Origin of the sequence: Arthrobacter sp. BE255 (assembly GCF_031457335.1) — a bacterium.
Lineage (GTDB): Bacteria > Actinomycetota > Actinomycetes > Actinomycetales > Micrococcaceae > Arthrobacter.
In genome coordinates this window covers 22,055-46,568 of record NZ_JAVDWK010000005.1, presented here as the reverse complement: position 1 = coordinate 46,568, position 24,514 = coordinate 22,055, and the positions used below count along the sequence as shown (strand labels likewise).

Below are 24,514 nucleotides of genomic sequence, written 5' to 3'. Positions count from 1 at the left end.
GACGTCCATGGTGCTCTGACTGCGACACCGATTCGTACCTTGCGGTGGACTCAGTGGTGGTCCTGGATGCGCGCAGGAATACATTGGCTGCGGCCGTCAGCTGTTCGCAGTGCCGGGGCTCCCGCGTCCTGGCAACCACCTCGGAACTCATCGCCGCCGTGCTGGCAAGGGCGCCACACCTGGCTGCTTCATGAACACGCGCACCACGGTGGCAGCGGCCGCCTGACAACATCCATCCCGCCGGCATCCCGCGGTCCCGAGTAAGCGGGCGCAGGCAACCGGCTGGCTGAAGCACATGAAGGGCCGGGATATCCCGGCCCTTCTGCGTTCCTTCCCCGGGTTGCCGCCGCGGGCTATTTCCCGGAGGCGGCGGGATACGCCGCGTCAACCTCCACTTCGACCAGCCAGCCGTTCACCGGCAGGTTTTCGATCTCCAGCGCAAACCGCGATGGCCTGGCCGGATTCACCACAAACGGATCGGCCGGCGCAGCCGAGCCCAGCGGGACCTGGACCGGAGCGCCGTCGGCAAGGCTGGTGTTGGCGAAGTACTGCCGGTACGCGCGGTTCCAGCCGTCAAAGTCGGCCTTCTCAGCACCCGCAGCATTCTGGAGGAAGACGCGCATGGTGATGACGTCGTCGTAATCCAGCCCCGCCTGCGCGAGGTTCTCGCCAATGCGGCGTAAGGCGTTGATGCCCTGCGCCTCCGTCAGGGTCACGCCGGCGGGCAACACCCCGCCCGGGAACACGGAGGTATCGATGTACCGCTGCTCGCTGCCTGCCGGCGCTGCCGTGTTCAAGGCCGCGGGACCGAGGCCGCTTGTCTTGTAGATGGCCGTATTCGCCCCGATGGCCACCCCCGAAGCGATCATCGGGTTGTCCTGGCCGGCGGGGAGGTTGGACACCGTGGTTCCAGGCTTGGGCGAGGTGAGGTCCTGGAAGACTGCCGGCCCGGCAAAAGCGGCGGTGGCAGTGAGGCAAAGACCGGCAACGCCGGCGGCGATCAGGGAAGTGCGGCGGATCATCGGCTTCTTTCCGGGAGTCGGGGAATTGCTGGCGTGGGCTTGCTGCAGCGGGCTCAACCGGCCACCGCCGCTGCCACCCGGGTGTGCAGCGCGGTGACTGCCGCACGGGCGGAGGTCATGGCCCCGTGCTGCCAGGCAATGGCGTGGCTCAGGTGGTCACCGGCGAAGTAGATGTTGCCGGCGGGTTCCAGCAGCTTGGCGTATTTGGCGTCAGTCTGCGATGGCCAGCCCACCCACGCCCCTTCAGAGAACGCGGTGCTTTTCCAGTCAACGGAGAACGACGCCGCAACGTCCTTCCGGTACACGTCACCATGGATCCGCGCGCCCTGGTCGAGGGCACGGCTGAGCCGCTTTTCGGGCGGCAGTGCCTGATAGATGCGGGCACTGGCGCCGGTGTTGTAGTAGCCAACCATGGTGCCGCGCTGGCCGTGGAAACCCGTGGAGGGGTACCACATGTTGCCCAGGTCGATGTTGGTGTTGGTGATGCCGCCGTAGATGCGGTGGTCCTCTTCCCACCACCGGCGCGAGTACTCGATGCCGATCTTGCCTGCGTCGCTGGGGGTGGCGAACTTCAGCGCGTCGATAACGTCGGCAGGCAGGTTGCCCGGGATCTTCGCGGCCAGGTGCGGCGGCAGCGTGCAGACTGCGAAATCGGCCTGCAGGGTCTTGGTCTGGCCGCCCGGATTGGTGTAGTCCACGGAAACGCCCGCGGCAGTGTTGTTCAGCGACTGGACCTTGGCGCCGTAGACAATCTTGTCCTTCCCGATGGCCGCTTCGAAGGCATAAGGGATCCGGTCCATACCTCCCACCGGCTGGAACATCATCATGGCCTGGTCCCAGCCAAATTCGAACGAGAAGTAGTTGCCCACGCCACTGGCGAACACGTCAGACAGGGCGTCGGGCGCCAAAGGTGTTCCCGCCTCGAGGCCCGCGCCCGGCGCAACGGAGTAGCCCTTCCGGCCGGTGCCAGAGTATTTGAAGCTGGCAGCGGCGTCACCCGGGACCTTGGCACCGATGGCGCCGAAGTTGCCCAGGAAGGAGATGAGGTTTTCCTTGTCCGCGGGGCTCAGGTAGCTGTCCAGGGAGCCCTGGTCGGTGGCCTTCGCCAGGAGTTCGGAGACATACCCGTAGACGTCCGCCTTGGCCGCACGGTGCCGGACCGGAGTGTTTGACAGTTTGGTGCTGCCTTCGCGGAACAGGTAGCCGTCCGCGTTCTGGTTGGTGAAGGGCTCGATGGCGACGCCGAGCTCCTTGCAGTAGTCCAGGGTGATGTGGTGCTGCGGAATCCGGCCCGGCCCGGCATTCATGTACTGGTCCTTGGAGAACGTGGCGCGCTGCGTGATCCCGTTGAGGTCGGTCTCCTCCGTGCCGCCGCGGACTGTCCAGTTGCGCCCGCCCGGCCTCATCCGGGCTTCCAGGATGGTCACTTTGTAGCCCGCCTTGCCCAGCTCATAGGCGGTGGTAAGCCCGGCGATGCCGCCACCCAGAACCACCACCGACTTCCCCGCCCCGTTCAGGTCACCGGCCCGCGGTGAGGCGAACGCCGGGGTCGCTGAATCGGGCGCAAGGCCCATGGCCTCCATGGTCTGGTACATAACACCGGCGCCACCCACCATGCCCACGTAGCGGAGGAAATTCCTGCGAGTCGCACTTGCCATATTGTTTTCCCTTTTCTGTCGGACGTTACGAAAGGGAGCGTATTGATTGAATGTTTCGTCAAATGGCGTGACAATTTCGTGGCTGTAGCGTTCACATTTCGGTAAAGTAAACGATCTTTACTCAGGGTAAACGCGACGCGGGCATCCCGTTCCCTGCCGCCGGCGCCCGTGACATGCTGGAGGAAACGGCAACCGGACGTGCCATCACGGGGTTCGGACGCAACCGCCACCACCGAAAGGCAGCATCATGGGCAACGACGCCACGGCAGACACTTCCCCGGCCGGCGGGGACCGCACCGCCGTCATCCTCGGCGGAGCCCGCACGCCGTTCGGCCGGTTCCGCGGCAGCCTGGCTTCCCTGACCAGCAGTGAACTGGGCGCCCACGCCATCCGCCATGCGCTGGAGCGCAGCGGTGTGGCGCCGGACCAGGTGCAGGCCGTGATCGTGGGGCAGGTCATCCAGGCAGGAGCCGGCCAGGGACCGGCACGGCAAGCCAGCCTCGCTGCCGGCATCGGCTGGGATGTCCCCACCGTCACCATCAACAAGCTCTGCCTCTCCGGGCTGACCGCCGTGATTGACGCGGCCCGGATGATCCGCGCCGGCGAAGCGGACTTCATCGTGGCCGCCGGCCAGGAATCCATGACCAACGCCCCGCACCTGCTGCCGCGGCTGCGTTCCGGCGTGGCCATCGGCGATGCACCCCTGCTGGATTCGCTGAACCATGACGGGCTGCAGGATCCCGTGTCCGGTGTCCTGATGGGCGCCGCCACGGATGCGGGCAACGCGGAGCGGGGCATCAGCCGGGCGGAACAGGACCAGGTTGCCGCCCGGTCACACCAGCGGGCCGAGGCGGCGCGCGACGCCGGGCTGCTGGCTGAGGAGATCGCTCCCCTTGAGATTCCCCAGCGCCGCGGCCCGGCACTCACTGTCGATTCAGATCAGGGGATCCGGCCGGGGACGACGCCGGAGGCCCTGGCGGCGCTCAAGCCCGCCTTCTCAACCGCGGACTCAGCCACCATCACCGCAGGTTCCGCATCTCCCCTCTCCGACGGTGCTGCCGCCGTCGTGGTGGCCAGCAAGGCAGCCGCCCAACGGGCAGGGCTCAGCTGGATTGCCGAGATCTGCAGCCACGGCCAGACGGCCGGGCCGGACGGCTCGCTGCACTCCCAGCCGTCCCGCGCCATCGAAAAAGCCCTCGGTGCGGAAGGGATCTCCGTCGAGGATCTGGACCTCGTGGAAATCAATGAGGCGTTCGCCTCGGTGATTATCCAGTCCGCCCAGGACCTCGGCATTTCGGCCGAGAAGATCAATGCCGAGGGCGGGGCCATCGCACTGGGCCACCCGGTGGGGGCCTCCGGCGCGCGGCTGGTGCTGCACCAGGCCCTGGCGCTTCAACGGCGCGGCGGAGGCACCGGCGTCGTCGCGCTGTGCGGAGGCGGTGGCCAGGGCGAAGCCCTGATCCTCAGGGCCTGACGGCTGCCCTTGGTGGCATGCCGGGCTGAAATCGCGCGGCTCAGGTGGGGATGATCCCGAACAGGACCCGTTTTTTCACCATCAGCCACAGGAGCCCCAGGACCACGGCATAAGCTGCGGTGTTGATGAGGATGTCTCCCTGCCGGAGCAGCGGAATGTTGGCGATGACGGCGATCAGCACCACATGCAGGATAAAGACGTACAGGGTGGCCTGCCCCAGGGGGATGAGGAACCAGCCCAGGGCCCGCTCCACCGGTTTCCAGTAAGCGGTGAGGAAGGCGTAGGCGGCCACGACCAGCACCAGGACATTGAGCAGGCGCCCCGGGTCGAGGTACGTGCGTCCGAAGAAGGCGTCGTACATGGTCCGGTAGACGGTGTCCGGGATGACGGCCAGGCGCAGGTCAAAGCTATTCGCAAGGTAAGGGTTGCACCAGGACAGGAAGGTAAACGCCACGGCCAGCACCGTGCAGGCTGCCACCACCCAGGCGTGCGCAGACAGCCACGCGGTGATCCGGTGGCGGTGGAAGCCTGCCACCAGGCCGATGACAAAAAGCACCTGCCACACCAGCAGCGGGAACGAGTCCTCGAATTGGGAGGGCAGCAGCCGGAAACGGGTGGCCGCACCCACGGCGTAGAGGCCGAGTGTGGCCGCCAGCACCCACACGGCCTTGCCCCGGTTGAGCGCTGCGAGGATCAGCGGGCTGGCCAGCAGCAGGACGACGTAGAGGCCCATAACGTTGAACTGCCACGGACCGAACTGCAGCAGCACGATGGCCGGAAGGAGCTGGGCCGGCACCGGAAATTGAAGAAGCGTTTCCATCCCGGCATACAGGTCATAGGTCCTGCCTACCGCGTTGTGCCCTGCGCCTCCGGTCCCCTGGTCCACATATGTAGTCAGGGCATCAGTCTGGAAAAACGGCAGCAGCGACATCACGAAGACGCCTACCAGCACTGCCAGGGCAGTCAGATAGAGCTTGCCCGCCCGCCGGGACGTCAGGTCCACGACTTTGCCGAAATCATCCTTGACCCGGGGGCCGTAGACCATGCCCACCACCAGGCCGGAGAACAGGACAAACAGCTCCGCCCCGGAGACAAAACCCACGGCTTCCTGGGTGAGCAGCTGGAACAGGGAGGTCATGCCGAGATGGTTGACCACCACAAACACGATGGCGAGCCCCCGAAGGAAGTCAATGCGGGAGTCGCGTTTGGTCGGTACGCCGTATCCCCAGGAGGCCACCGCGCCCACCCGCCGCGGGAGTTGCCACAGTACCGCCAGGAGGATGGCCATCGCGGCGGCCACAGTCCACGCAGCGGCTCCGGTCAGGGAGTTGGCCCTGGTGGCCTGCTGGCCCCCGCTGGTGGCCGTCACCGGCCCGGTGGTCAGCCCGGACTGCGCCAGTGCCGCGCTGGCGGCCTCAGCTGTCCCGGCGTCGCCGGTCAGTCGCCAGTCGATGCTGGCCACACCTGTGTCGCGGGTGCTGGTCCGTTCGTCCCAGACGACGGCGGCGATCCGGTCAAACCGTGCGGACGTGCCTGTTTCGAGGACCTGGTCCCACCAGGCCGTCTTGATGGCCCGGTTCGCGGCGCCACCAGCGGCCGGGCTGTAGAAGGCCGAGGTCTGCAGGACCATGGGCTTGTTCCGGCCAGCGACATAGGAGGCGTAGAAATCCTCGCTGCCGGACTGCGTGAGCATCGTGGCCAGCTCACCGGCCACGGGAAGCGTATTGACCGCCGATTTGCCGCCCGTGTCATCGTGATAGGCGGTCAGCCCCACCCATTCCACGGCGTCGTCGCCGGGGTAGTAGGGCGCATAGGCGGCATCTGAGCCGTTCCAGGTCCCGTCACCGTTCGTGTCCAGGGCTGCGAAGCCCTCGGATCCCGGAGCCGGCGCATTCCGGTGGCGTTCGAACGGATAGTCCCGCCCGAGGTACGGCTGCCACACCATGACCGTGCCGGCGTCGTCAGCGGCTTTGAACCCAGCGGCGACGTTCCGGAACGCCGCCTTGTAGGCGGGCGGCTGCTGCCCCCATTCCACCCAGCTTGAGTTCATGTCCGGCGCGAACCGGATCAGGAGCTGGCCCTGGAAGCCGGCGGCCAGAGCCTTGACCTTGTTGGCGAACGCCGCGGCGGCCGCGGCGTCCACCTGTTCCAGCGGCACAGTGGGGCGCACTGTGAGCATGGCGTGTGAGCCCAGCCCTGATGCCTGCCCCAGGAATTCCCTGATGTCCTGTTCCTCGCCGGACCTGCTGGGGAGCGAAATGTCGTGTCCCAGCAGCGCAGGTGAGGCGCCCAGCCGTTCAGCGAAGCCCTGCCCGGAGTCCTCGCCCCATTCCAGGACGGCACCCAGCAAGGGCTTGCCCTTGTCGGGAACAGGTTCGGCGGCAACGGCGGAGCCTGCCGGGATCACGGTGGACAGCAGGAGCAGGGCAGTCAGGAGCGCTGCCGGCAGAAGGCGCGCTGCAGCCGCGCGTTTCGTCAAAGGCTGGGATGCATTGGCTAGTGGCATGCTGGTGTTGACCCCCAAGGACGGCTGCGCTTTAGTGATGGTGCCCTGCACCCGTGCCAAACTCTATCGGTCTCCGCGTTCCGTCCGGGATACCCGTCATGACATTCGCGCTGGTCAGCCTGGCTTTAGGGCGCCGCACCATCCAGGACCACCAGCGGCACCGATCGCTCGGCACACGAGACCAGCACAAGGGTCCGGTCCCCGGCCCCTGCCCGGTTGTTGACGCCGGTGTCGTCACACCAGTCCAGGTTGTACGGATACGCCATCACGGCGGCCTCTCCGGGAGCCGTCGCAGGCGGGACGGTGAACACAAAGGTGAAGCCGCCGTCGTCGGTCATCGGAGCGAGCGCCTCCAGCACCACCGCCCGTGCCGCATCCCGGACCGTCACCTGGACTTGCGCGTCCCGGCCGTAACGGGCACCGCAGGTGGTGTCCGGCGCGCGGACCGTGACCTCGGCACCAGGCCTAACCTCCGACGGCGTCACGGTGTACGCGGGCGGCATGCACGGCGGCGGCGCGAAGACGTCCCGGCAGCCGCCCAGGCCCAGGGCCACGGCGGCCCCAGCGAGGATCGCCGCTGCCGTCCGCAGACCCGCGAATGCGGCCGGTTCCCGCCGTGATTTCCCCATGGATTGATTGTCCCGTCCGGTTGCCGGCGGTGGGAAGCACGTGTTGGTTACGGAACATGACGACGGCGGCGGTGCGGCCGGACGGCCCAAGTGTTACGTTTTTGGGGAGTAATGAGAACCGGCGCCAAGCCCTGACTGGCCGGTCGGCAACCCTCCCTTTCGCGGCGGGGTGCCTCAGGTGAATACTCGGCATATCGACCGATTCGAGCTGCAAGCGTGAGAGAAGGAGATCCGTCGTGTCTGACGCACCTGCCCCTGAAGAAAAACTGTCGTACCGGCTCATTACAGGGCCGGACGACCGTAATTTCTGCGAGCGGATTTCCACCGCTCTTGCCGAGGGCTACGTGCTGCATGGCAGCCCCGCCGCCACCTCCAACGGCGGCCAGGTGATTGTCGCCCAGGCACTCATCCTCCCCGCCGCCATCGCGAGTGCGGACGCCGCCGTCGCCACGGCAGTGGAAGACCTCGAGTTCGACGGCGAGGGCCACGCGTGAGCTACGCCGGAGACCTGACCCCGCAGGAAGCCTGGGCCAAGCTGGAGCAGGGCGCCATCCTGGTGGATGTCCGCACCGAGGGTGAGTGGGCGCACATCGGCATCCCGGACACCAAGGCCACCGAAAACGATCCCCTGTTCATCCAGTGGACGTTCCCCGGCGGCATTCCCAACCCGGATTTCATCACGGACCTCACGCAGCAGGCGCCGGAGGACAACGGCACCGAACTGCTGTTCATCTGCCGCTCCGGCCAGCGTTCCATCGCGGCCGCCAATGCTGCGACACAGGCCGGCTTCACCTCCTACAACGTCCTGGAGGGCTTCGAAGGCGAGCCGGACCGCTACGGCGAGCGCACCGTCAACGGCTGGAAGAACCGCGGCCTGCCAACCAACCTGGGAAAGAACTAAGTGACTTTTAACGAAGATGCCGCCGGCTGGAGCCCTGACACCCAGGCAGTCCGCGGCGGGCTGGACCGCACCAACTTCCAGGAGACCACCGAGCCGGTGTTCCTGAACTCCGGATTCGTCTACGAATCCGCTGCCGCCGCCGAGCGCGCCTTCACCGGCGAGGACGAACGCTTCGTCTACTCCCGGTACGGCAACCCCTCAGTCGCCACGTTCCAGGAACGCCTCCGCCTGCTTGAGGGAACCGAGGCGTGCTTCGCCACGGCGTCCGGCATGTCCGCCGTGTTCACCGCACTCGGCGCCCTGCTCGCCGCCGGCGACCGCGTGGTTGCCGCCCGTTCGCTGTTCGGCTCCTGCTTTGTGATCCTCAACGAAATCCTGCCGCGCTGGGGCGTGGAGACGGTGTTCGTCGACGGGACCGACCTGGAGCAGTGGCGCGCCGCCCTGTCAGAGCCCACCACCGCGGTGTTCTTCGAGTCGCCGTCCAACCCGATGCAGGAAATCGTGGACATCGCCGCTGTCAGCGAACTCGCGCACGCCGCCGGCGCCACCGTCGTCGTCGACAATGTCTTTGCCACCCCCCTGCTGCAGCGCTGCGGCCAGCTCGGCGCGGACGTGATTGTCTACTCCGGCACCAAGCACATCGACGGCCAGGGCCGGGTCATGGGCGGGGCCATCCTGGGGACCAAGGAATTCATCGACGGCCCGGTCAAGCAGCTGATGCGCCACACCGGCCCTTCGCTGTCCGCCTTCAACGCCTGGGTCCTCACCAAGGGCCTGGAAACCATGGCGCTGCGCGTCAACCACTCCTCCGCCACCGCACTGCGGCTGGCCGAATGGCTCGAACAGCAGCCGGCCGTCAGCTGGGTCAAGTACCCGCTGCTGAAATCCCACCCGCAGTACGAGCTCGCCGCCAAACAGATGAAGGCCGGCGGCACCGTCCTCACGCTGGAGCTTGCGACGACGCCCGGGCGCTCCGGCAAGGACGCCGCCTTTGCGCTGCTGGATGCGCTGCGCATCATCGACATCTCCAACAACCTGGGCGACGCCAAGTCCCTCATCACCCACCCGGCCACCACCACGCACCGCGCCATGGGTCCCGAAGGCCGCGCCGCCATCGGGCTCAGCGACGGCGTGGTGCGGCTGTCCGTGGGCCTGGAGGACGCGGACGACCTCATCGGTGACCTGGAACAGGCGCTCAAGCAGATCTGATTTGGCGCGAACGTACAGTTGAGGCCCCGTTTCCAGCGCTTTTGGGGCCTTAACTGCACGTTCGCGCCGGAGTTAGGCGGTGACCGGATGACTGCACGCCTGGACTTGGTCCGGCTGCTCTCCAACATCCCGCTGCCTGAACAGAACCTCGCGGGAATCGCCGCCGGAGTGATTCTGCAGCGGATTGCACCGCGCCCCCTCGTGCCGGCCTCCGGCCCGCCGTCGATTCTTCTGCGCCTGGCCGGAGGGGCATCCCTGGCCAGCGGAGTGGCGCTCATCCTGTGGGCCTGGCACGCCGCCCGAAGCACCCGCCTGGCCACTCCCGATGGCCTAGTGACTTCGGGCCCCTATGGCCTCTCCCGGAACCCCATGTACATGCGTTGGGCCTTGGTTCACCTGGGCGTGGGGCTGCTGCGGAATGACGCCTGGACGACGGCTGCCCTTCCGGTCGCGTCCGCCGCGGTGCACCGTGAAGTACTCCGGGAGGAGGCTCTGCTGGAGGCAACCTTCCCGGCGGAGTTCAGCCGGTACCGTCAGTCGGTGCACCGGTATGGGCCGCACCTTCGTGCTCGATTTCCAGCCGCACTGCCACTTCGTCCCCGGCGCTGATGCGGGCCGCGGTCCTGACGGCCTTCTTGACGGGCAGCAGGTAGGAGCCGCTCTTGCTGTCCGGGAAGACCGACGTCTGCCATGTGTGGCCGGAGATTTCGGCTGTGACTTTGATCGAGCCGAAGCCCTTCCGGAACACTGCCGCTTCCTCGCGGAGATCGTCGGCCACGTCCGCCGGAAGGGTCAGGAAGTGCCAGCCCGCTTCTTCGGGGTAGAGCCACAATTCGGCACGGAACGAGTACGACGACGTCACGGCCTGAGTATGGCATGGCGCCTTTCCCGACGCATCCTTCGACCGTGGCCCGGTCAGGCACGGCAGGTCAGGCGCGGCATGTCAGGCTCCAGGCTGGCGGAGCTGACGGGACGCCGTCTGCCGGACTGCGGCGGTGAGTTCGTTGAGCGCCGGGGAGTCGATCTTCCACCGTTGCCAGAACAGCGAGACATCCACAGGATCGGACGGTGCCAGTCCCACCAGCGCCCCGGTCCGGATGTCGGGCAGGCACTGCTGCTCCGGCAACAGTCCCCACCCCAGTCCCAGGCGGATGGCCTGGGCGAACTCGGCCGACGACGGGACGTAGTGCCGCGGTGCGGTCAGCTCCGCCCCGGTCAGCTGGCGGAAGAATCCGCCCTGCAGGTCATCCTTGCGGTCAAAATTCATGACGGGGGCAAGGCTTCCGGCCGTGAGGTCCGGCCCGTCCGGCCACCAGCGGCGGACGTAGCCGGGGCTGGCCACGGCGTAGTACCTCAGGGCACCCAGCGGTTCCACGCTGCAGCCCTGGACAGGCTCAGGGGTTGCGGTCACGGCGGCCATCACCGTTCCGGTACGCAGGAGCTGCGTGGAATGCTGTTCATCCTCCATTCGAAGATCAAAGTACGCGCCGGCGTCCGGGGGAAGGCTTGCCAGCGCCGGCAGGAACCACGTGGACAGCGAGTCGGCGTTCACCACCAGGGGAATGGGAGCAGTTGGCCCGTCCCCGCCGTCGCCGAGCTCGCGCAGGGCATCCCACTCCAGCTGCCGGACCTGCCGCGCGAACCGCAGGACCGCTTCCCCGGCAGTGGTGGGACGGACAGGGTTGGTTCGCTGGAGCAGGATCTGTCCGGCTGCATCCTCCATTGCCTTCAGCCTCTGGGACACAGCCGACGGCGTGACAATCAGGCTCCGGGCCGCCGCCTCGAAGGTGCCCGCATCCACGACGGCGGCGAAGGTCCGCAGCTGCTCCAGCTGAAATGTCTTCATTAGCTTTCCTTAATAGTCCTTAGAATATTTAGCTGGAGTAATCTTACGGCCGCCCGTACGTTGGACGATATGGATCTGACTGAACTTGTGGCCCCCACTGTGCTCGGCTTCGGCACGGGACTGGCGCTCATCGTGGCCATCGGCAGCCAGAACGCCTTTGTGCTGCGCCAGGGCATCCGCGGAGAGCATGTGGCCGCCGTCGTACTGGTCTGCAACGTCTCCGATGCGCTGCTGATCGCCGCCGGCATCGCCGGAATCGGGGCACTGATTGACGCGAACCAAGTGGTGGTGGAGGTGGCCCACTACGCCGGCGCGGCGTTTCTGGTGGGTTATGGCGCCATGGCGGCCCGGCGGGCGATCCGCCCGGGCGCGCTGAGGGCCTCGGGACATCAGAAAGCCCTCCGGGCCGGGGCAGCGGTTTCCACGGTGCTTGCCCTGACCTGGCTCAACCCACACGTCTATCTGGACACCGTCCTGCTGCTCGGTTCGGTGGCCAACCAGCAGGCGCCGGACCTGCGGTGGTGGTTCGGGGCCGGGGCCATGGCCGCCAGCATCACGTGGTTCAGCGCGCTCGGATTCGGCGCACGGATCCTGCGTCCGTTCTTCGCACGGCCATCGTCGTGGCGCCTCCTCGACGGCCTGATCGCCGTCGTGATGCTGGCACTGGGACTGCGGCTGGCGGCGGGTGCCTGAAGCCTGGAACGTGGCGGTCTCCTGCCCGTTGACCGCCGCGGCGCTGCGGCGTAACTTCATGCTCACCACCGCGATGGTGCTGGGCCACCGCATCCGCCAGACCGGGAGCCAGCCATGCAGGGAAAACAGGCAATGCAGGGGAACAGGCCGTATCGGAAGGCCGGAGCGCTAATCGTTGCGGCGGGTACCTGCTGGGGTGTGGGGATTTCCTTTGTGGGGATGGTCCACGCCACCAAGGACCCGGCCACCAGGCTGGCGATGCTCCAGCGCAGCCGCGGACCCTGGATCGTTGGCCAGTTCCTGGCGGCGGCAGGCACTGCGGCCGTACCGGTCGGATTCGTCCGCTTCGCGCAGGCCCTCAGGCCCGGCCCCGCAAAAACCATGGCCAGTGGCGCAGCAGCAGCCCTGGTTGCAGGCGCACCGCTGTTCGTCGTATCCCTCGCGAACCGTGCGGCGGACCTGGAGAGGTTCGCCTACAGGCGGGGCGCCAACTGGCCGTTCCTGACCTATTCGGTACTGCATGTCGGCGCCCTTGCTGCCCTTGGGGCCGGCCTCCTGCTGCTGCCGCTGAAGCCGTGGACCGGTATCACCGCGGTCACAGGCGCCACCGCTTTCGGCGCCATCCTGGCAGGGGCGAAGGACATCCCGCCGTTCGTCTTCTACCTTGTGGAGGGTGCAGTAGGTGCCCAGCTGATGCGCTACGAAGAACCGGCGGCGCCGGACGAAGAGGGCCGGGAAACTTAGGACTGGCGCACCCTCAGCAGTTCGGGGGCCTCATCAACCTCAGGCAGCCCGGAGGTTCCGCGCATCGTGACGCCCACGGCGTGGGAGACAACGGCCGCCAGCCCGCCGTCGTCGGGCGCTGATTTTTCCATGGCCGTGTCCCGGACCCGGCGCTGCTCCGCCGAGCCGGTGCCCCGGGCGATAATGTCCTCAACGCCTTGCCGGGCCAGGGCCAGTTCGTCCTGTTCGGCGAGGACCGGAGCCAGGTAATCCACCAGGGAACGTGCCACATCCACGGCCGGCGCGGGCCGGAAGGTGCCGAAATCCAAGAGTTCGCCGCTCAGGCCGCTGCTGCTCGCCTGCCATGCAGCCATCCGGAGCAGGACCGTCGGCACCGGGGCAGGCTCTACGCCGTCGCGCCATTCCCGGCTGGCCGATTCGACCAATGCCCGCACCAGGACGGCGATCAGGGCGGCGTCCTCCGCTCGCAGGCAGACATCGGCCACCCGGACCTCCACGGTAGGGTGGTTCCGGGACAGCCGGGCGTCAAAGTAGAGCATGCCTTCGTCGAGCATTACGCCGCTGTCCAGCAGGCGCGTCACCACCCGCCGGTAAGCGGAATAGGTGCCGTAAATGCCGGACGGGCCCGACGTGGGCCAGCGGTTCCAGGCCTGCGTGCGGTAACTTTCGAATCCCGTGGGCATGCCGTTCCAGAACGGCGAATTGGCGCTCAGGGCGGTGAGGACGGCCAGCTTGTCGCGGATCCGGTCCAGCACCGCCACACCCTCATCCTTCGACTCGATGAAGGTGTGGACGTGGAAACCGCACGTCAGTTGCTCCTGCGCCGTCAGGCCAAACCGCTCCAGCATCCGCGCGTAGCGGGGATCCGGGGTGGTGTGGGTCGTGGAACCGAGCGGAGATGTGGCCAGGGCGGCCACCCTGGCGCCGTTCTTGAGCGCCGCCTGGTCAGCGAGCAGCCGCCCCGCCCGGATCTGCGGCAGCAGCTCGGAGTACTCAAGGCACGGACGGGTCTGCGTCTCGATCTGCTCAAGCTTCAGCTCGGCACTCAAGCCCATCTCGTCGTCGTCGTAAACGGTCTTGTCTTTGGTCACCAGCGCGTGCGGATCTTCCGGGGCGTCATCGGCGGCCAGCCGCCGGCCGGACAGCAGGGCATCCGCCAGGGCAAGGGGCGCCCCGGTTTCCGGATCAACGATCAGGAGCTCTTCCTCGACGCCGAATGTTCGCATGCTTATATTGTGCTTCAACGCCCGCCGGGTTGGCCGGGTTACTGCCGATCATGACGAAGCGCGAACCGGCAGATAACACCCTCAAATCCGTGGGGAGGGGTCATTATCTGTACGTTCGCGCCGGGCGGCGGGGCCGCAAGTGTACGTTCGCGCTAGTCCTGGAAGTACTCGATCTTCGCGCCGATGGTGTTCAGCCGCTCGGCCAGGTCCTCGTAGCCGCGCTCGATCACGTAGATGTTCCGCAGCTCCGACACACCGCGGGCCGCGAGCATGGCCAGCAGCAGGCAGGCGGCGGGGCGGAGGGCCGGCGGGCAGCCCACCTCGGCCGCGCGCCACTTGGTGGGGCCCTTGACGTAGATCCGGTGCGGGTCCAGCAGCTGCACCTGGGCGCCCAGCCTGTTCAGCTCGGTCAGGTAGATGGCCCGGTTCTCGTAGACCCAGTCGTGGATCATGGTCTGGCCCTCGGCGTTGGCCGCGATCACTGCAAAGAACGGCAGGTTGTCGATGTTCAGGCCGGGGAACGGCATCGGGTGGATCTTGTCCTCCGGCGCCCTCAGCTCGGACGGCTTGGTGGTCACATCCACCAGCCGGGTGCGGCCGTTGCGCGCCATGTACTCCCCGGACACCTCCAGCTGCTGACCCATCTGCTCCAGCGTCGCCAGCTCAATTTCCATGAACTCGATGGGGACCCGGCGGATGGTCACCTCCGAGTTCGTGACAATTCCGGCCGTGATCAGGCTCATCGCCTCGATCGGGTCCTCGGACGGGAAATACTCAATGTCGACGTCGATGAGCGGCAGGCCGGTGATCTTCAGCGTGGTGGTGCCCACGCCGTCGATCTTCACACCCAGCATCTCCAAGTAGAAGCAGAGGTCCTGGACCATGTAGTTGGGGCTCGCGTTGCGGATGATCGTTGTGCCGCGTCGGTGCGCAGCGGCCATGATGGCGTTCTCGGTGACGGTATCGCCGCGTTCGGTCAGGACGAAGGAGCGGTCGAGGTCGTCCGCCAGCGGCGCCTGCACGGCGTAGAAACCGGCGGTCGCCTCCACTGAGAGTCCGAACTGGCGCAGTGCCTGCATGTGCGGCTCCACCGTGCGGGTACCCAGGTCGCAGCCGCCCGCATACGGGAGCCGGTATCCTGCGGACTCGTCCAGGAGCGGGCCCAGGAGCATGATGACGCTGCGCGTGCGTCGGGCGGCCTCCACATCCATGGCATCCAGGTCCAGGACCGCCGGCCGGCGGAGCTGGAGGTCGGTGTCATTGAGCCAGGTGCATTCGACGCCGATGCTGGTCAGCACCTCCACGATCCGGTTGACCTCCTCGATCCGTGCCAGCCGGCGCAGGACCGTGGTGCCGCGGTTGATCAGGCTGGCGCAAAGCAGCGCGACGCCGGCGTTCTTGCTGCTGTTCACATCCACCGCCCCGGACAGCGTGCGACCACCCTCGACCCGCAGATGGGTCATCTGGGAGGTGCCCACCTTGACGATGCTGTGCCCGAAAATCGTTTCCAGCCGCTGGATCATTTTCAGGCTCAGGTTCTGCTTCCCCTGTTCCATCCGTGCGACGGCGCTCTGGCTGGTTCCGAGCTCGGCGGCCAACTGCCCCTGGGTCCAGCCCTTCTGGCTGCGGGCGTCCCGGAGTGTGGCGGCAACATGTTCGGCAGTTTCCTGAGTCATACCAAAAAAATATCACGGATGAGCTAATTTTCTGGCATATTGGCACTGCAACGCATCGAATCTCACACAATACCCACTTCATGCGATAGCACCATGCGCCTGACCGGTTCCCTTGACCCGCGCCAAGTACGCGGAGGACACTGAAAAGAGCGGCCCTCCGGGCTGCCAGGAAGGTCACCCATGCACAGGGCCGCGACGCGAACGGGGCTCGCAGCGGCCTGCGCGCTGTGGTTGATGGTCCTTGCGCTGGTGTTCGGACCCGCGGCCGCCGCGGCCCCGCCGCCCGAAGACGGCGCCCCTCTGCTGCTGGGTAACGACGTGTCCTGGCCGCAGTGCAACAAAGCCCTTCCCAAAGGTGCGGCATTCGGGATTGTGGGCGTCAACAACGGCCTGGCCAACACCACCAACCCGTGTTTGAAAGAGCAGCTGGCGTGGGCCGGGACCACTGCCGGGCTCACCGGCCAGCCGCAGGTCGCGTTGTACGTCAATACCGCCAACCCGGGGACGGCAGGCTCATGGTGGCCCACCAACAATAAATATCCGGCCGGGACTGCTGTGTACAACCCCTACGGGCAGTGCACGGCAGGCGATGTGGGTGCCGCGTGCTCCTACATGTACGGCTACGCCAAGGCCTACGACGACGCCAACATCCGCGGAGTACGCAACCCTGACGGCTACCTCTGGTGGCTGGACGTGGAAACCGGCAACTCCTGGTCCTCCAGCGACAAGACCGCCAACCGTGCGGTCCTTGAAGGCATGACCGAGTTCTTCCACAGCATCCGGGCCGACGTCGGCATCTACTCCACCGGTTACCAGTGGGGACAGATCGTGGGCACTGTCAGCAGCACAAGCAACCTGTACACGCTGCCCAGCTGGCTGGCAGGCGCCCGCACCGCAACGGGGGCCAAGGCCAACTGCTCCAATGCCCCGCTCACCGCCGGCGGCAAGGTCACGCTCACCCAGGTCGTGTCCAGGGGATTCGACTACGACTACTCCTGCATCTAGGCGCCTGAAGCCCCCGAGTCACCCGGAGCCACGCGGGCGCCTCACTTGCCGATGGCAGCCTTGCTCTCGCTGATCCACTGTTCGGCGGCCTTCTCCGGCGTCAGCCGCTTGAAGAGCACCTCGGTGTTGATCCGGGCGGTGATCTCCGCGACCGCCGTCGAGCCGGTGGGGCCAATGAAGGTGGGCGCGAATTTCAGCTTCCCGATCTCGTCCACGTAGGCCGCTTCCGCCTTGCCCTGCGGCGTCAGGAGATCCTGGATGGCCGCCCGCATCTCCGGGTTGCTGGGCACGCCGCGGTCGCTCTGGACCACCTTGGCGGCTTCTTCGTTGTTGACCAGGAAGTTGACCAGCTTCGCCGCGGCTTCGGCGTGCTTGCTCCGGGCGGAAATCGTGTAGAACTGCGAGGACTGCAGCCAGATTCCGGGCGTGGGCGACTCGCCCGGCAGCTTCAGGAGCTGGAGTTCGGCGCCGGATGCCTTGCTGAGTGCTGTCAGCGAGTTGCTCCACGTCAGCATCATGGCGGCCTTGCCCATGCCCATGAGGGTCTGTTCAGTGCTGACGTTGAGCTTTTCCACGGTTTCCGAGGCGCTCGGCGCCGCACGCGTTGCACTCAGGTTCAGGGAGTAGTCGAAGTAGTCGCGGACAGTGTCCTGCTCCAGCCCCAGCTGGCCGTCCCTGGTGTAGAGGGATTCGCCGCGCTGGCGTGCGAAGGCGTCCAGGGAGTCGTGGGTCAGGACGGTCGCGGTGCCGTAGGTGCCCTGGGGGCTCTTGGCAGTCACGTCCGCGGCGACCCGGGCAAAGTCTTCCCAGGTCCAGGTGCTGTCATCCGGCACGGGAACCCCGGCGGCCTGGAAGACTGCCGGGTTCGCCACGATGGAGAGCGCGTTGGCGCCGGTGGAGACGCCGTATTGCTTGCCGTCCACCTGTCCGTTCTGCAGGGCACCTTCATCGAAGCCGGACAGGTCCAGCGGCCCGTCAACCTTGGAGAGGTCCAGCAGTGCCCCGCGGTTGGCGTATTCGGCCGGGTAGGCGCCGCCCATGGTGATGACGTCCGGCGCGTCATTGGCCGCCACCTGGGTGGCGAGCTTGTCGAAGTAGCCGCCGATGTCCCCGTACTCGGGCTTGACCTTGATGGTGGGGTTTTCAGCTTCGAAGGCCTTGATGGCTTTGTTGGTCAGTTCGGCCCGGGTGGCGTTGCCCCACCACGAGAACCGGATTTCGACGGGGCCGGACTCCGCCTGGTTCGAGGAACCGCTGGAGCAGGCCGTGAGGCCAAGGAGTGCCACAGCTGTCAGGACAGCCAGGGATTTGCGGGCTCTGCGGATGTTGTTACGCGCCATTGGGTACACGACCTTCTGCTTAGAAACCGATTTCCCGAAACTATCAAGATGTTTCAGGAAGATCAATGGTTGCTGTGCAGAGGTTCCGCAGCAGGGGTTCCTGCGCACGGACGCCTGGCCGCAGGACTAGCCGCCGACGAAACTCCAGGTCCCGGCCCACACCGCTGCGGCGACCGCGGCGGCGGCCATCAGCGCCCCGCCGGCCAGGACCAACACATCGAGCCGGCTGTAGGTGGATTCTCGCGCCCAGGTCCGGTCCCCGCCGCCGAAGCCGCGCGCCTCCATAGTGACCGCGAGCCGCGACGCCCGGCGGATGGCTTGGACCAGGAGCCCGAAGCTCTGGCCCAGCGTGGCCTTGAGCCGCTGCAGCGGGTTGCCGCGCGAACCCACGCCGCGGGCGCGCCGGGCCATGCCGATGGTCTGCCATTCCTCGGCCATCAGGCCCACCAGCCGCATGGCCGCGAGCGTGCCAAGCACAAACCGGTGCGACAGCCGGGCTTTCTGGGCCAGGGCGTCGGCGAGGTCCGTGGGGTCGGTGCAGCTCATGAGCAGGACGGCCGGCAGCGCGATCGCCAGGCCGCGAAGCATAAAGCCCAGACCCAGCTCGAGCGAGCCTTCACTCATGGACCAGATGCCGACGTCGAGCAGTGTCCTTCCGCTGTCCGGCGCCAGGATGGAGGTGCTCCAGCCACCCACGGCAGCGGCGAGGATCAGCGGCCAGCCGCGCTGCCACAGCAGCGTCAGCGTCAGCCCGGCCAGCGGGAACAGCAGCAGCTCACAGACGAGGGCCACGGAGGCGGACACCCAGTCGATGGAGAGCGCCAGCACCACGGTCATAAAAACGACGGCGGCGAACTTGCTCAGCGGATTGGCCCGGGTCAGCAGGGCCCGGTTTCCCGCAAGGGTCAGTTCCTGCCTCATGGGGCCACCGCCTCGGTGGTGCCGAGCCGGAGCTCGGCGCCGCCCAGGACTGCACTGAATTCGGCGTCGTGCGTCACGGACACCACGGCGGTGCCGGCGTCAAGCAGTTCGGAGAGGAAGGAGGCCAGCTCGGCCCAAGTGTTGGCGTCCTGGCCGAAGGTCGGCTCGTCCAGGACCAGAACCTGCGGATGCGCGGCGAGCACGGTGGCCACGGACAGCCGCCGCTTCTCACCGCCGGAGAGTGTGTACGGGTTGGCGTCCACGAGCTCGGTCAGCCGCAGCCGCTCCAGGAGTTCATCCACGCGTTCCTCGCCGTGGCCCACATGGCGCGGCCCGAACATCAGCTCGTCCAGGACGTTGCCGGTGACAAACTGGTGCTCCGGTTCCTGGAAGACGGTTCCAATGCGGGCAATCAGCTGCTCGGCCTTCCACTTGTAAGGGTCGATGCCGGCCCCCCGGCTCAGATCCACGGTGGCCGAAACATTGCCCCCGACCGGAGCCAGCAGCCCGGCGAGGGTCAGCGCAAACGTGGACTTGCCGGTGCCGTTGGGCCCGGTGATGGTGAGGGCCTGCCCTGCCCGGACCTGCGCCGAAATGTCCTGCTGGACAGGCACCGGCGGGATGGTTTTGAAGCGCCGGCGGCGGGGCCGTTCACGCGAAACGGCCAGGTCCTCGGCGGCCAGGAGGAGATCGCCGGTGCCGCCGGAAACCCGGCTGCGGGTGGCGGGGACAAAGCCCGGCACCCACACACCCGCGGCGATCAGCATGTTGCGCGCCTCGGCGAGGACCTGGTCCGGCGGCCCGTCGAGCAGCACCGCGGGATCGGCCGCGGAGCCGGGCTGCAGCACCACGATCCTGTCCACCAGGTCCTTCCAGACGGACACCCGGTGCTCCACCACAACCAGCGTGGCTCCGGTCTTGTCCAGGCAGCGGCCCACGGCGTCGCGGACTTCCAGCACGCCCGCGGGGTCCAGGTTGGCGGTGGGCTCGTCCAGCAGGATCAGGCCCGGCCTCATGGCCAGGATGCCGGCCAGCGCCAGGCGCTGCTTCTGCCCGCCGGAGAGGGCCGACGTCGGGTGGTCCAGCGGCAGGTGGGAGAGTCCGACGTCGTCAAGCGCCTCGTGCACGCGCGTCCAGATTTCGTCGCGGGGCACGGCGAGGTTCTCGGCGCCGAAGGCGACGTCGTCGCCCACCCGGGAGAGAACCACCTGCGTTTCGGGGTCCTGCTGCATCAGCCCGGCGCGGCCGCGCCGTTCACGCGGGGACGCGCCGTCGATCAGCAGTGAACCGGACTCGTCGGAATCGCCGGCCTCGCCGTCGTCGTTAATGTCCCCCAGCACCCCGGCGAGGGCATGCAGCAGCGTGGACTTGCCGGCGCCTGAAGGGCCAAGCAGGAGCACCCGCTCCCCGGGCCGGATGTCCAGGTCCAGGGCGCGGACCGCGGGCCGGGACCGGCCGGCGTGTCGCCAGCCCCAGCCGCGGGCGGTGACGGCGGCGGGCCGCACCGCGGCGGATGCGGCGCCGTCGTGAGCTGCGGGCATCAGGAGAAGACAGGCTCCGTCGCTGCCTTGCGGGACGCGAAGGAGCTTAGTACGCCGGTCCTGGCCAGGCCGCGGGTGGCGATCCAGGACAGGGCGCCGGCGATGACCGCACCGGAGATGGCCGTGAACACGATGTACGCGAGCTTGTCACCGCCGGCGTAGGCGATGTTCCAGCCCCAGGGGGCGAAGGAGTCGTTCAGGCCGCAGAAGAGTCCGGCAGCGGCGCCTGCCAGCAGCGATACGGGCAGGTTGAACTTCTTGTAAACGAAGACCGCGAAGATGATTTCGGCGCCGAGGCCCTGGACGAAGCCGGAGAACAGCACGGAGGCGCCGTATGGCGAGCCCATGATCAGTTCACCCATGGCGGCCACCGTTTCGCAGAAGAGGGCGGCGCCCGGCTTGCGGATGACAAGCATGCCCAGCACGGCCGGGATCATCCAGCCGCCGGCGATCAGGCCGGTCAGCGGCGGGTAGACGGCGTTCATGGGCGGCGAAACAGCGGCGGCACCCTGGGACCAGGCCCAGAAGATCACGCCGCCGGCGATGGCGATGAGGGCGGCCACCACGATGTCCACGATGCGCCAGGTGTTGCCGGTCTTTTTGATTGCTGCAGTACTCATGTGATCCTCCTGGGGAACAGGAGGGGAAAGTGTCCCGGCGACCGGCTGGATGCCGGCTGCCGCACACTTCGAGAACTCGACTCCCTTGCGCCGGTACTAGCCGGATCAGGTTCGAGGGTCTGCGGCTGTCCCGCACTCTCAGCGCCCACCTGCGGTTCCCTGGCAATGCCAGTGATGCCCGACGGCGGCGCTCCCCTGTCGTTGAATAATCTGCCCTGATGGGCGTGGTCCAGTTTACACCGCAGGGGCGGTAGATTGTGGGCCATGACTGCCAATAACCCGACTGTGACTGCCTTCAATCCCGATTCGACCGTGCCCCAGCCGGCGGGCCTGCTCGAGGCCCTGATCGGCCGGATCGAAGCCGAGATCAGCGAGCTGCAGTTCCCGCATTTCAGCAAGGACGACTCCCTCAACCTGGGGCTTCTCCTGGTGGAGTTGGGAAAGACGCGCCGGCTTCCCATCGCGATCGACATAACCAAGGGCGACCAGGTGCTCTTCCATGTGGCACTGGACGGCGCAACCCCGGACAACGAGCACTGGATCCGGGCCAAGCAGCGGACCGCGGCCAGGTATGAGGTGCCGTCGCTGCTGGTGGGCCTCCGCGGCCGGCTGCACGGCGGCCGGATTGAGGACCACGGCTGGTTCGACGAAACCACCTACGCCCCGCACGGCGGTTCGTTCCCGGTGTATGTGGCCGGCGTGGGTGCGGTGGCCACCGTCACCGTTTCGGGACTGCCGCAGCAGCAGGACCACGACCTCGTGGTGGAGGCCCTGCGCGAAATCCTGGGTTCCATGCGCGCCGAGTGAGCCTGGCCGGCAGCCGGCCGTCCTGAACCTGGCGGTTGACACCTGCTCCGGATGCCACAAAGATTGAATCGCTCCGGAAAGCGTTTTCTCGCCGAGGAAACAGCCGTGGAAGCAGCAGCCGGAGCCGACAGCCTCAGGAGGGCGTGCCCATGCGCAGCCAGCACACCATCGACCGTGAAGCCCTGGTCCGCCGCCACAACGTGGAACAGCGGAACCTTGACCCCCGCAGCCCTGTGTCCGTGGGCAACGGCGAGTTCTGCTTCACGGTGGACCTCACAGGGCTGCAAACCTTCCCGGCCGAGTACCCCGTGGGCGCGCGCAGCGAACTTCCGCCCGGGACGCTGCTCGGCACGCAGTCCCAGTGGGGCTGGCACTCCCTTCCCGCGGCAGAGCACTACGGCCTGGCCGGTTCCACGGTCCTCTACGATTCCCCCCGCGGCCCGGTCCCCTACGTGGATATGGTGGGCGACATCGTGGACGGGCAGGAAACCGGGTCCTCCCGTGCTGAAACCTGGCTCCGGGCCAACCCGCACCGCCTGGACCTGGGCCGGATCGGGTTTGCGTGGGCGGACCCGGACCCGATGGCAGGCGGGGCGCGGCCGCTCGTGCCGGCAGACGTCGTCGACCCCGCCCAGACCCTGGATCTCTGGACCGGGACAGTCACCAGCACCTTCAGCCTCCGGGGCCACTCGGTCAAGGTCACCACCGCCTGCCATCCGGACCGGGACCAGGTGGGCCTGGTCGTGGAGTCCCCGGCCCTTCAAGAAGGCCTCGTGGTCACCGTCGCTTTTCCTTACGGTTCCGACGCCTGGCACGACGCAGCGGACTGGAACCGGCCCGATGCCCACACCACCAGGCTGGCGGGACCCGCCGGCACCGGGACCGGCCAACAGCTGTGGACCGTGGACCGCGGCCTGGATGGATCGGGGTACCAGGTCACGGTGTCCGGCCAGTGCCTCCGCCTTGACCAGCCGGGCCCGCACGAACTGATGCTAAGACCGGCAGGCGGACAGGACGTCCTGGACCTGGCGGTCCAGTTCACCAGCACGGGCCAGGGCGACTGCGTCCTGCGCGGCACCGGCGGGCTGCCCGGGCCGGACTCCGGAACCGCCGTCGTCGAGGCCTCCCGCGCCCACTGGCCGAAATTCTGGCAGTCCGGCGGCGCCGTCGAGCTGAACGGCACACCGGACCCCCGCGCGACGGAACTCGAACGCAGGATCGTCCTCTCCCAGTACCTCACCGCGATCAACTGCGCCGGCTCGCTGCCACCACAGGAAACAGGGCTGGTCTGCAATTCCTGGCGCGGCCGTTTCCACCTGGAAATGCACTGGTGGCACGCCGCGCATTTCGCGCACTGGAACCGGACGGAACTGCTGCTTCCCAGCCTCCGCTGGTACGGGACCATCCTGGAACCGGCCCGGCAGACGGCCAAGGCGCAGGGGTTCGACGGCGTCCGCTGGCCCAAGCAGGTAGGCCCGGACGGGCGCGAGAGCCCCAGTCCGATCGGCACCTTCCTGATCTGGCAGCAGCCGCACCCCATCCACCTGGCCGAGCTTGCCTACCGGGCCGGGCCGTCCCGGGAACTGCTGGAGGAATTCGCGGAGATCGTCTTCGAAACGGCCACGTTCATGGCCAGCTTCGCGCACCCCACCGCCCGCGGCTTCGAGCTTGGGCCTCCACTGATCCCGGCGCAGGAAAGTTATGAGTCCGTCCGCGGCACCGTCACCAACCCCACCTTCGAACTGGCGTACTGGCAGTGGGCCCTCCGCACCGCCAACGCCTGGCGCGAACGCCTGGGCCTGGATCCGCGGGAGGACTGGAAGGCCGTTGCGGACGGCATGGTCCGGCCGCGGACCGTCAACGGCGTCTACGCGGCGATCGACGTCGAGCCCTTCACCATCCGCACGGACCACCCCTCCATGCTGTGTGCGCTGGGGGTGCTGCCGCAGACAGACCTCATCGACCCGGAGACCATGCGCGCCACACTCGCCGACGTCCTCGCCGACTGGGACTGGGACAGCACCTGGGGCTGGGACTACCCGGTGATGGCCATGACCGCAGCCCGGCTCGACGACCCGGAGACCGCCATCGACGCCCTCCTGCAAGGCGCCGGGAAGAACACTGCGCTGCCCAACGGACACAACCGGCAGACGGATTCCCTCCCCCTCTACCTGCCCGGAAACGGCGGGCTGCTGGCCGCCGTCGCCCTGATGGCGGCGGGCTGGGACGGCGGGCCGGACCGGCACGCCCCGGGTTTCCCGGCCGGCTGGACGGTGGCCTGGGAAGGCCTGGTGCCGGCGCCCTAGGCGGCAAGCCACGGGGTGACCGTGGCGTGGCCCCCGGGCGGCCCTGGCGCTGTCGGCCGGGCCAGCCGATGCCGCTAGGCTAGGGGAAGTCCTGAATTCGAGACGCAAGGAGGCACCGGAATGAACTTATTCATCAAGCTGCTGGGCACGGGCATCAGCCTGCTGGCCGGATTCGCCGGCACCAAGGCCGTAGACGCGATCTGGGAAAAGACCACCGGCAACAAGCCGCCGAAGGGCGGAAAGGACGATGTTCCCACAACGCTGCGCTCGGCACTGACGTTCGCGCTGATCTCCGCTTCGGTGAGTGCCGTCATCCAGGTCCTCGCCAACCGCGGCACCCAGCGTGCCATCACCCGGTTCGCGAAGAGCCAGGACATCGTCTAGGCCGCA

General features: G+C 67.5%; 23 protein-coding genes and 2 riboswitches. Of the genes, 11 read left to right on the top strand and 12 right to left on the bottom strand.

What is annotated here, in order from left to right; translation table 11 throughout:
- Positions 1-353: 353 nt before the first annotated feature.
- Complete coding sequence (locus tag J2X42_RS10595; protein ID WP_310164891.1) at positions 354-1,022, bottom strand: Rid family hydrolase; 669 nt, start codon at positions 1,020-1,022, stop codon at positions 354-356.
- A gap of 53 nt (positions 1,023-1,075) precedes the next feature.
- Complete coding sequence (locus J2X42_RS10590) at positions 1,076-2,680, bottom strand: flavin monoamine oxidase family protein (protein ID WP_310164890.1); 1,605 nt, start codon at positions 2,678-2,680, stop codon at positions 1,076-1,078.
- Between the two features lie 247 nt (positions 2,681-2,927).
- Here J2X42_RS10590 and J2X42_RS10585 point away from each other — a divergent pair, with 247 nt between their 5' ends.
- Complete coding sequence (locus J2X42_RS10585) at positions 2,928-4,154, top strand: acetyl-CoA C-acyltransferase (protein ID WP_310164889.1); 1,227 nt, start codon at positions 2,928-2,930, stop codon at positions 4,152-4,154.
- Positions 4,155-4,194: 40 nt separating this feature from the next.
- Here J2X42_RS10585 and opgC read toward each other — a convergent pair whose 3' ends face one another.
- Both opgC and J2X42_RS10575 read right to left on the bottom strand, forming a co-directional pair.
- Complete coding sequence (gene opgC / locus J2X42_RS10580) at positions 4,195-6,660, bottom strand: OpgC domain-containing protein (protein ID WP_310164888.1); 2,466 nt, start codon at positions 6,658-6,660, stop codon at positions 4,195-4,197.
- A 125-nt stretch (positions 6,661-6,785) separates the two neighbouring features.
- Positions 6,786-7,289 carry a hypothetical protein gene (locus J2X42_RS10575; protein ID WP_310164886.1) on the bottom strand — a complete coding sequence of 168 codons (504 nt, stop codon included), beginning with the start codon at positions 7,287-7,289 and terminating at the stop codon, positions 6,786-6,788.
- Positions 7,290-7,396: 107 nt separating this feature from the next.
- Positions 7,397-7,512: riboswitch (SAM riboswitch) on the top strand.
- Positions 7,513-7,525: 13 nt separating this feature from the next.
- Between J2X42_RS10575 and J2X42_RS10570 the strand changes: the two genes are divergently transcribed.
- From J2X42_RS10570 to J2X42_RS23395, 4 genes are all read left to right on the top strand, one after another.
- Positions 7,526-7,783, top strand: a complete 258-nt coding sequence (locus J2X42_RS10570) for a DUF1737 domain-containing protein (RefSeq protein WP_310164884.1) — start codon at positions 7,526-7,528, stop codon at positions 7,781-7,783.
- Positions 7,780-8,190 carry a rhodanese-like domain-containing protein gene (locus tag J2X42_RS10565; protein WP_310164881.1) on the top strand — a complete coding sequence of 137 codons (411 nt, stop codon included), beginning with the start codon at positions 7,780-7,782 and terminating at the stop codon, positions 8,188-8,190. Before J2X42_RS10570 ends, J2X42_RS10565 begins: the two co-directional genes overlap by 4 nt.
- On the top strand, positions 8,191-9,399 hold the full coding sequence (locus J2X42_RS10560; protein ID WP_310164879.1) for an O-succinylhomoserine sulfhydrylase: 1,209 nt from the start codon (positions 8,191-8,193) through the stop codon (positions 9,397-9,399).
- Positions 9,400-9,486: 87 nt separating this feature from the next.
- Positions 9,487-10,008, top strand: a complete 522-nt coding sequence (locus tag J2X42_RS23395) for a methyltransferase family protein (protein WP_396134061.1) — start codon at positions 9,487-9,489, stop codon at positions 10,006-10,008.
- On the opposite strand, the gene J2X42_RS10555 is transcribed toward J2X42_RS23395, so the two are convergent.
- Together J2X42_RS10555 and J2X42_RS10550 are read right to left on the bottom strand one after the other, a co-directional pair.
- Positions 9,920-10,261, bottom strand: coding sequence for a DUF1905 domain-containing protein (locus J2X42_RS10555; RefSeq protein ID WP_310164875.1), 342 nt, complete (start codon positions 10,259-10,261; stop codon positions 9,920-9,922). The genes J2X42_RS23395 and J2X42_RS10555 overlap by 89 nt on opposite strands.
- 81 nt (positions 10,262-10,342) lie before the next feature.
- Positions 10,343-11,245: a LysR family transcriptional regulator ArgP gene (locus J2X42_RS10550; RefSeq protein ID WP_310164873.1), complete on the bottom strand. Its 903-nt coding sequence runs from the start codon at positions 11,243-11,245 to the stop codon at positions 10,343-10,345.
- A gap of 69 nt (positions 11,246-11,314) precedes the next feature.
- Between J2X42_RS10550 and J2X42_RS10545 the strand changes: the two genes are divergently transcribed.
- Both J2X42_RS10545 and J2X42_RS10540 read left to right on the top strand, forming a co-directional pair.
- Positions 11,315-11,938 carry a LysE/ArgO family amino acid transporter gene (locus J2X42_RS10545; protein ID WP_310164871.1) on the top strand — a complete coding sequence of 208 codons (624 nt, stop codon included), beginning with the start codon at positions 11,315-11,317 and terminating at the stop codon, positions 11,936-11,938.
- A 198-nt stretch (positions 11,939-12,136) separates the two neighbouring features.
- The gene (locus J2X42_RS10540; RefSeq protein WP_310164869.1) at positions 12,137-12,682 is read left to right on the top strand and encodes a hypothetical protein; all 546 of its coding nucleotides are present in this window, start codon (positions 12,137-12,139) and stop codon (positions 12,680-12,682) included.
- Here the strand turns inward: J2X42_RS10540 and J2X42_RS10535 are convergent.
- Together J2X42_RS10535 and J2X42_RS10530 are read right to left on the bottom strand one after the other, a co-directional pair.
- Complete coding sequence (locus tag J2X42_RS10535; protein ID WP_310164867.1) at positions 12,679-13,908, bottom strand: glutamate--cysteine ligase; 1,230 nt, start codon at positions 13,906-13,908, stop codon at positions 12,679-12,681. The two genes, J2X42_RS10540 and J2X42_RS10535, sit on opposite strands and share 4 nt — an antisense overlap.
- Before the next feature lie 152 nt (positions 13,909-14,060).
- Positions 14,061-15,584, bottom strand: coding sequence for a UDP-N-acetylglucosamine 1-carboxyvinyltransferase (locus J2X42_RS10530; protein ID WP_310164865.1), 1,524 nt, complete (start codon positions 15,582-15,584; stop codon positions 14,061-14,063).
- A 180-nt stretch (positions 15,585-15,764) separates the two neighbouring features.
- Here J2X42_RS10530 and J2X42_RS10525 point away from each other — a divergent pair, with 180 nt between their 5' ends.
- Entirely contained in the window at positions 15,765-16,589 is an 825-nt protein-coding gene (locus tag J2X42_RS10525; RefSeq protein ID WP_310164863.1) for a hypothetical protein, read from the top strand.
- Between the two features lie 41 nt (positions 16,590-16,630).
- Here J2X42_RS10525 and J2X42_RS10520 read toward each other — a convergent pair whose 3' ends face one another.
- From J2X42_RS10520 to J2X42_RS10505, 4 genes are all read right to left on the bottom strand, one after another.
- Entirely contained in the window at positions 16,631-17,929 is a 1,299-nt protein-coding gene (locus J2X42_RS10520; protein WP_310164862.1) for a sugar ABC transporter substrate-binding protein, read from the bottom strand.
- 126 nt (positions 17,930-18,055) lie between these two features.
- A complete protein-coding gene (locus J2X42_RS10515; protein WP_310164860.1) occupies positions 18,056-18,850 on the bottom strand; it encodes an energy-coupling factor transporter transmembrane component T in 795 nt (264 codons plus the stop codon).
- Positions 18,847-20,391, bottom strand: a complete 1,545-nt coding sequence (locus tag J2X42_RS10510) for an ATP-binding cassette domain-containing protein (protein ID WP_310164858.1) — start codon at positions 20,389-20,391, stop codon at positions 18,847-18,849. The genes J2X42_RS10515 and J2X42_RS10510 overlap by 4 nt, the downstream gene beginning before the upstream one ends.
- Positions 20,391-21,011: an ECF transporter S component gene (locus J2X42_RS10505; protein WP_310164856.1), complete on the bottom strand. Its 621-nt coding sequence runs from the start codon at positions 21,009-21,011 to the stop codon at positions 20,391-20,393. Before J2X42_RS10505 ends, J2X42_RS10510 begins: the two co-directional genes overlap by 1 nt.
- A 64-nt stretch (positions 21,012-21,075) precedes the next feature.
- A riboswitch (TPP riboswitch) is annotated at positions 21,076-21,218 on the bottom strand.
- A gap of 57 nt (positions 21,219-21,275) precedes the next feature.
- Between J2X42_RS10505 and J2X42_RS10500 the strand changes: the two genes are divergently transcribed.
- The 3 genes from J2X42_RS10500 (at position 21,276) to J2X42_RS10490 (ending at position 24,508) form a co-directional block, all read left to right on the top strand.
- The gene (locus J2X42_RS10500; RefSeq protein ID WP_310164854.1) at positions 21,276-21,818 is read left to right on the top strand and encodes a heme-degrading domain-containing protein; all 543 of its coding nucleotides are present in this window, start codon (positions 21,276-21,278) and stop codon (positions 21,816-21,818) included.
- A gap of 149 nt (positions 21,819-21,967) precedes the next feature.
- Positions 21,968-24,124, top strand: a complete 2,157-nt coding sequence (locus tag J2X42_RS10495) for a hypothetical protein (protein WP_310164852.1) — start codon at positions 21,968-21,970, stop codon at positions 24,122-24,124.
- 120 nt (positions 24,125-24,244) lie between these two features.
- The gene (locus tag J2X42_RS10490; RefSeq protein ID WP_310164850.1) at positions 24,245-24,508 is read left to right on the top strand and encodes a DUF4235 domain-containing protein; all 264 of its coding nucleotides are present in this window, start codon (positions 24,245-24,247) and stop codon (positions 24,506-24,508) included.
- Positions 24,509-24,514: the final 6 nt, after the last annotated feature.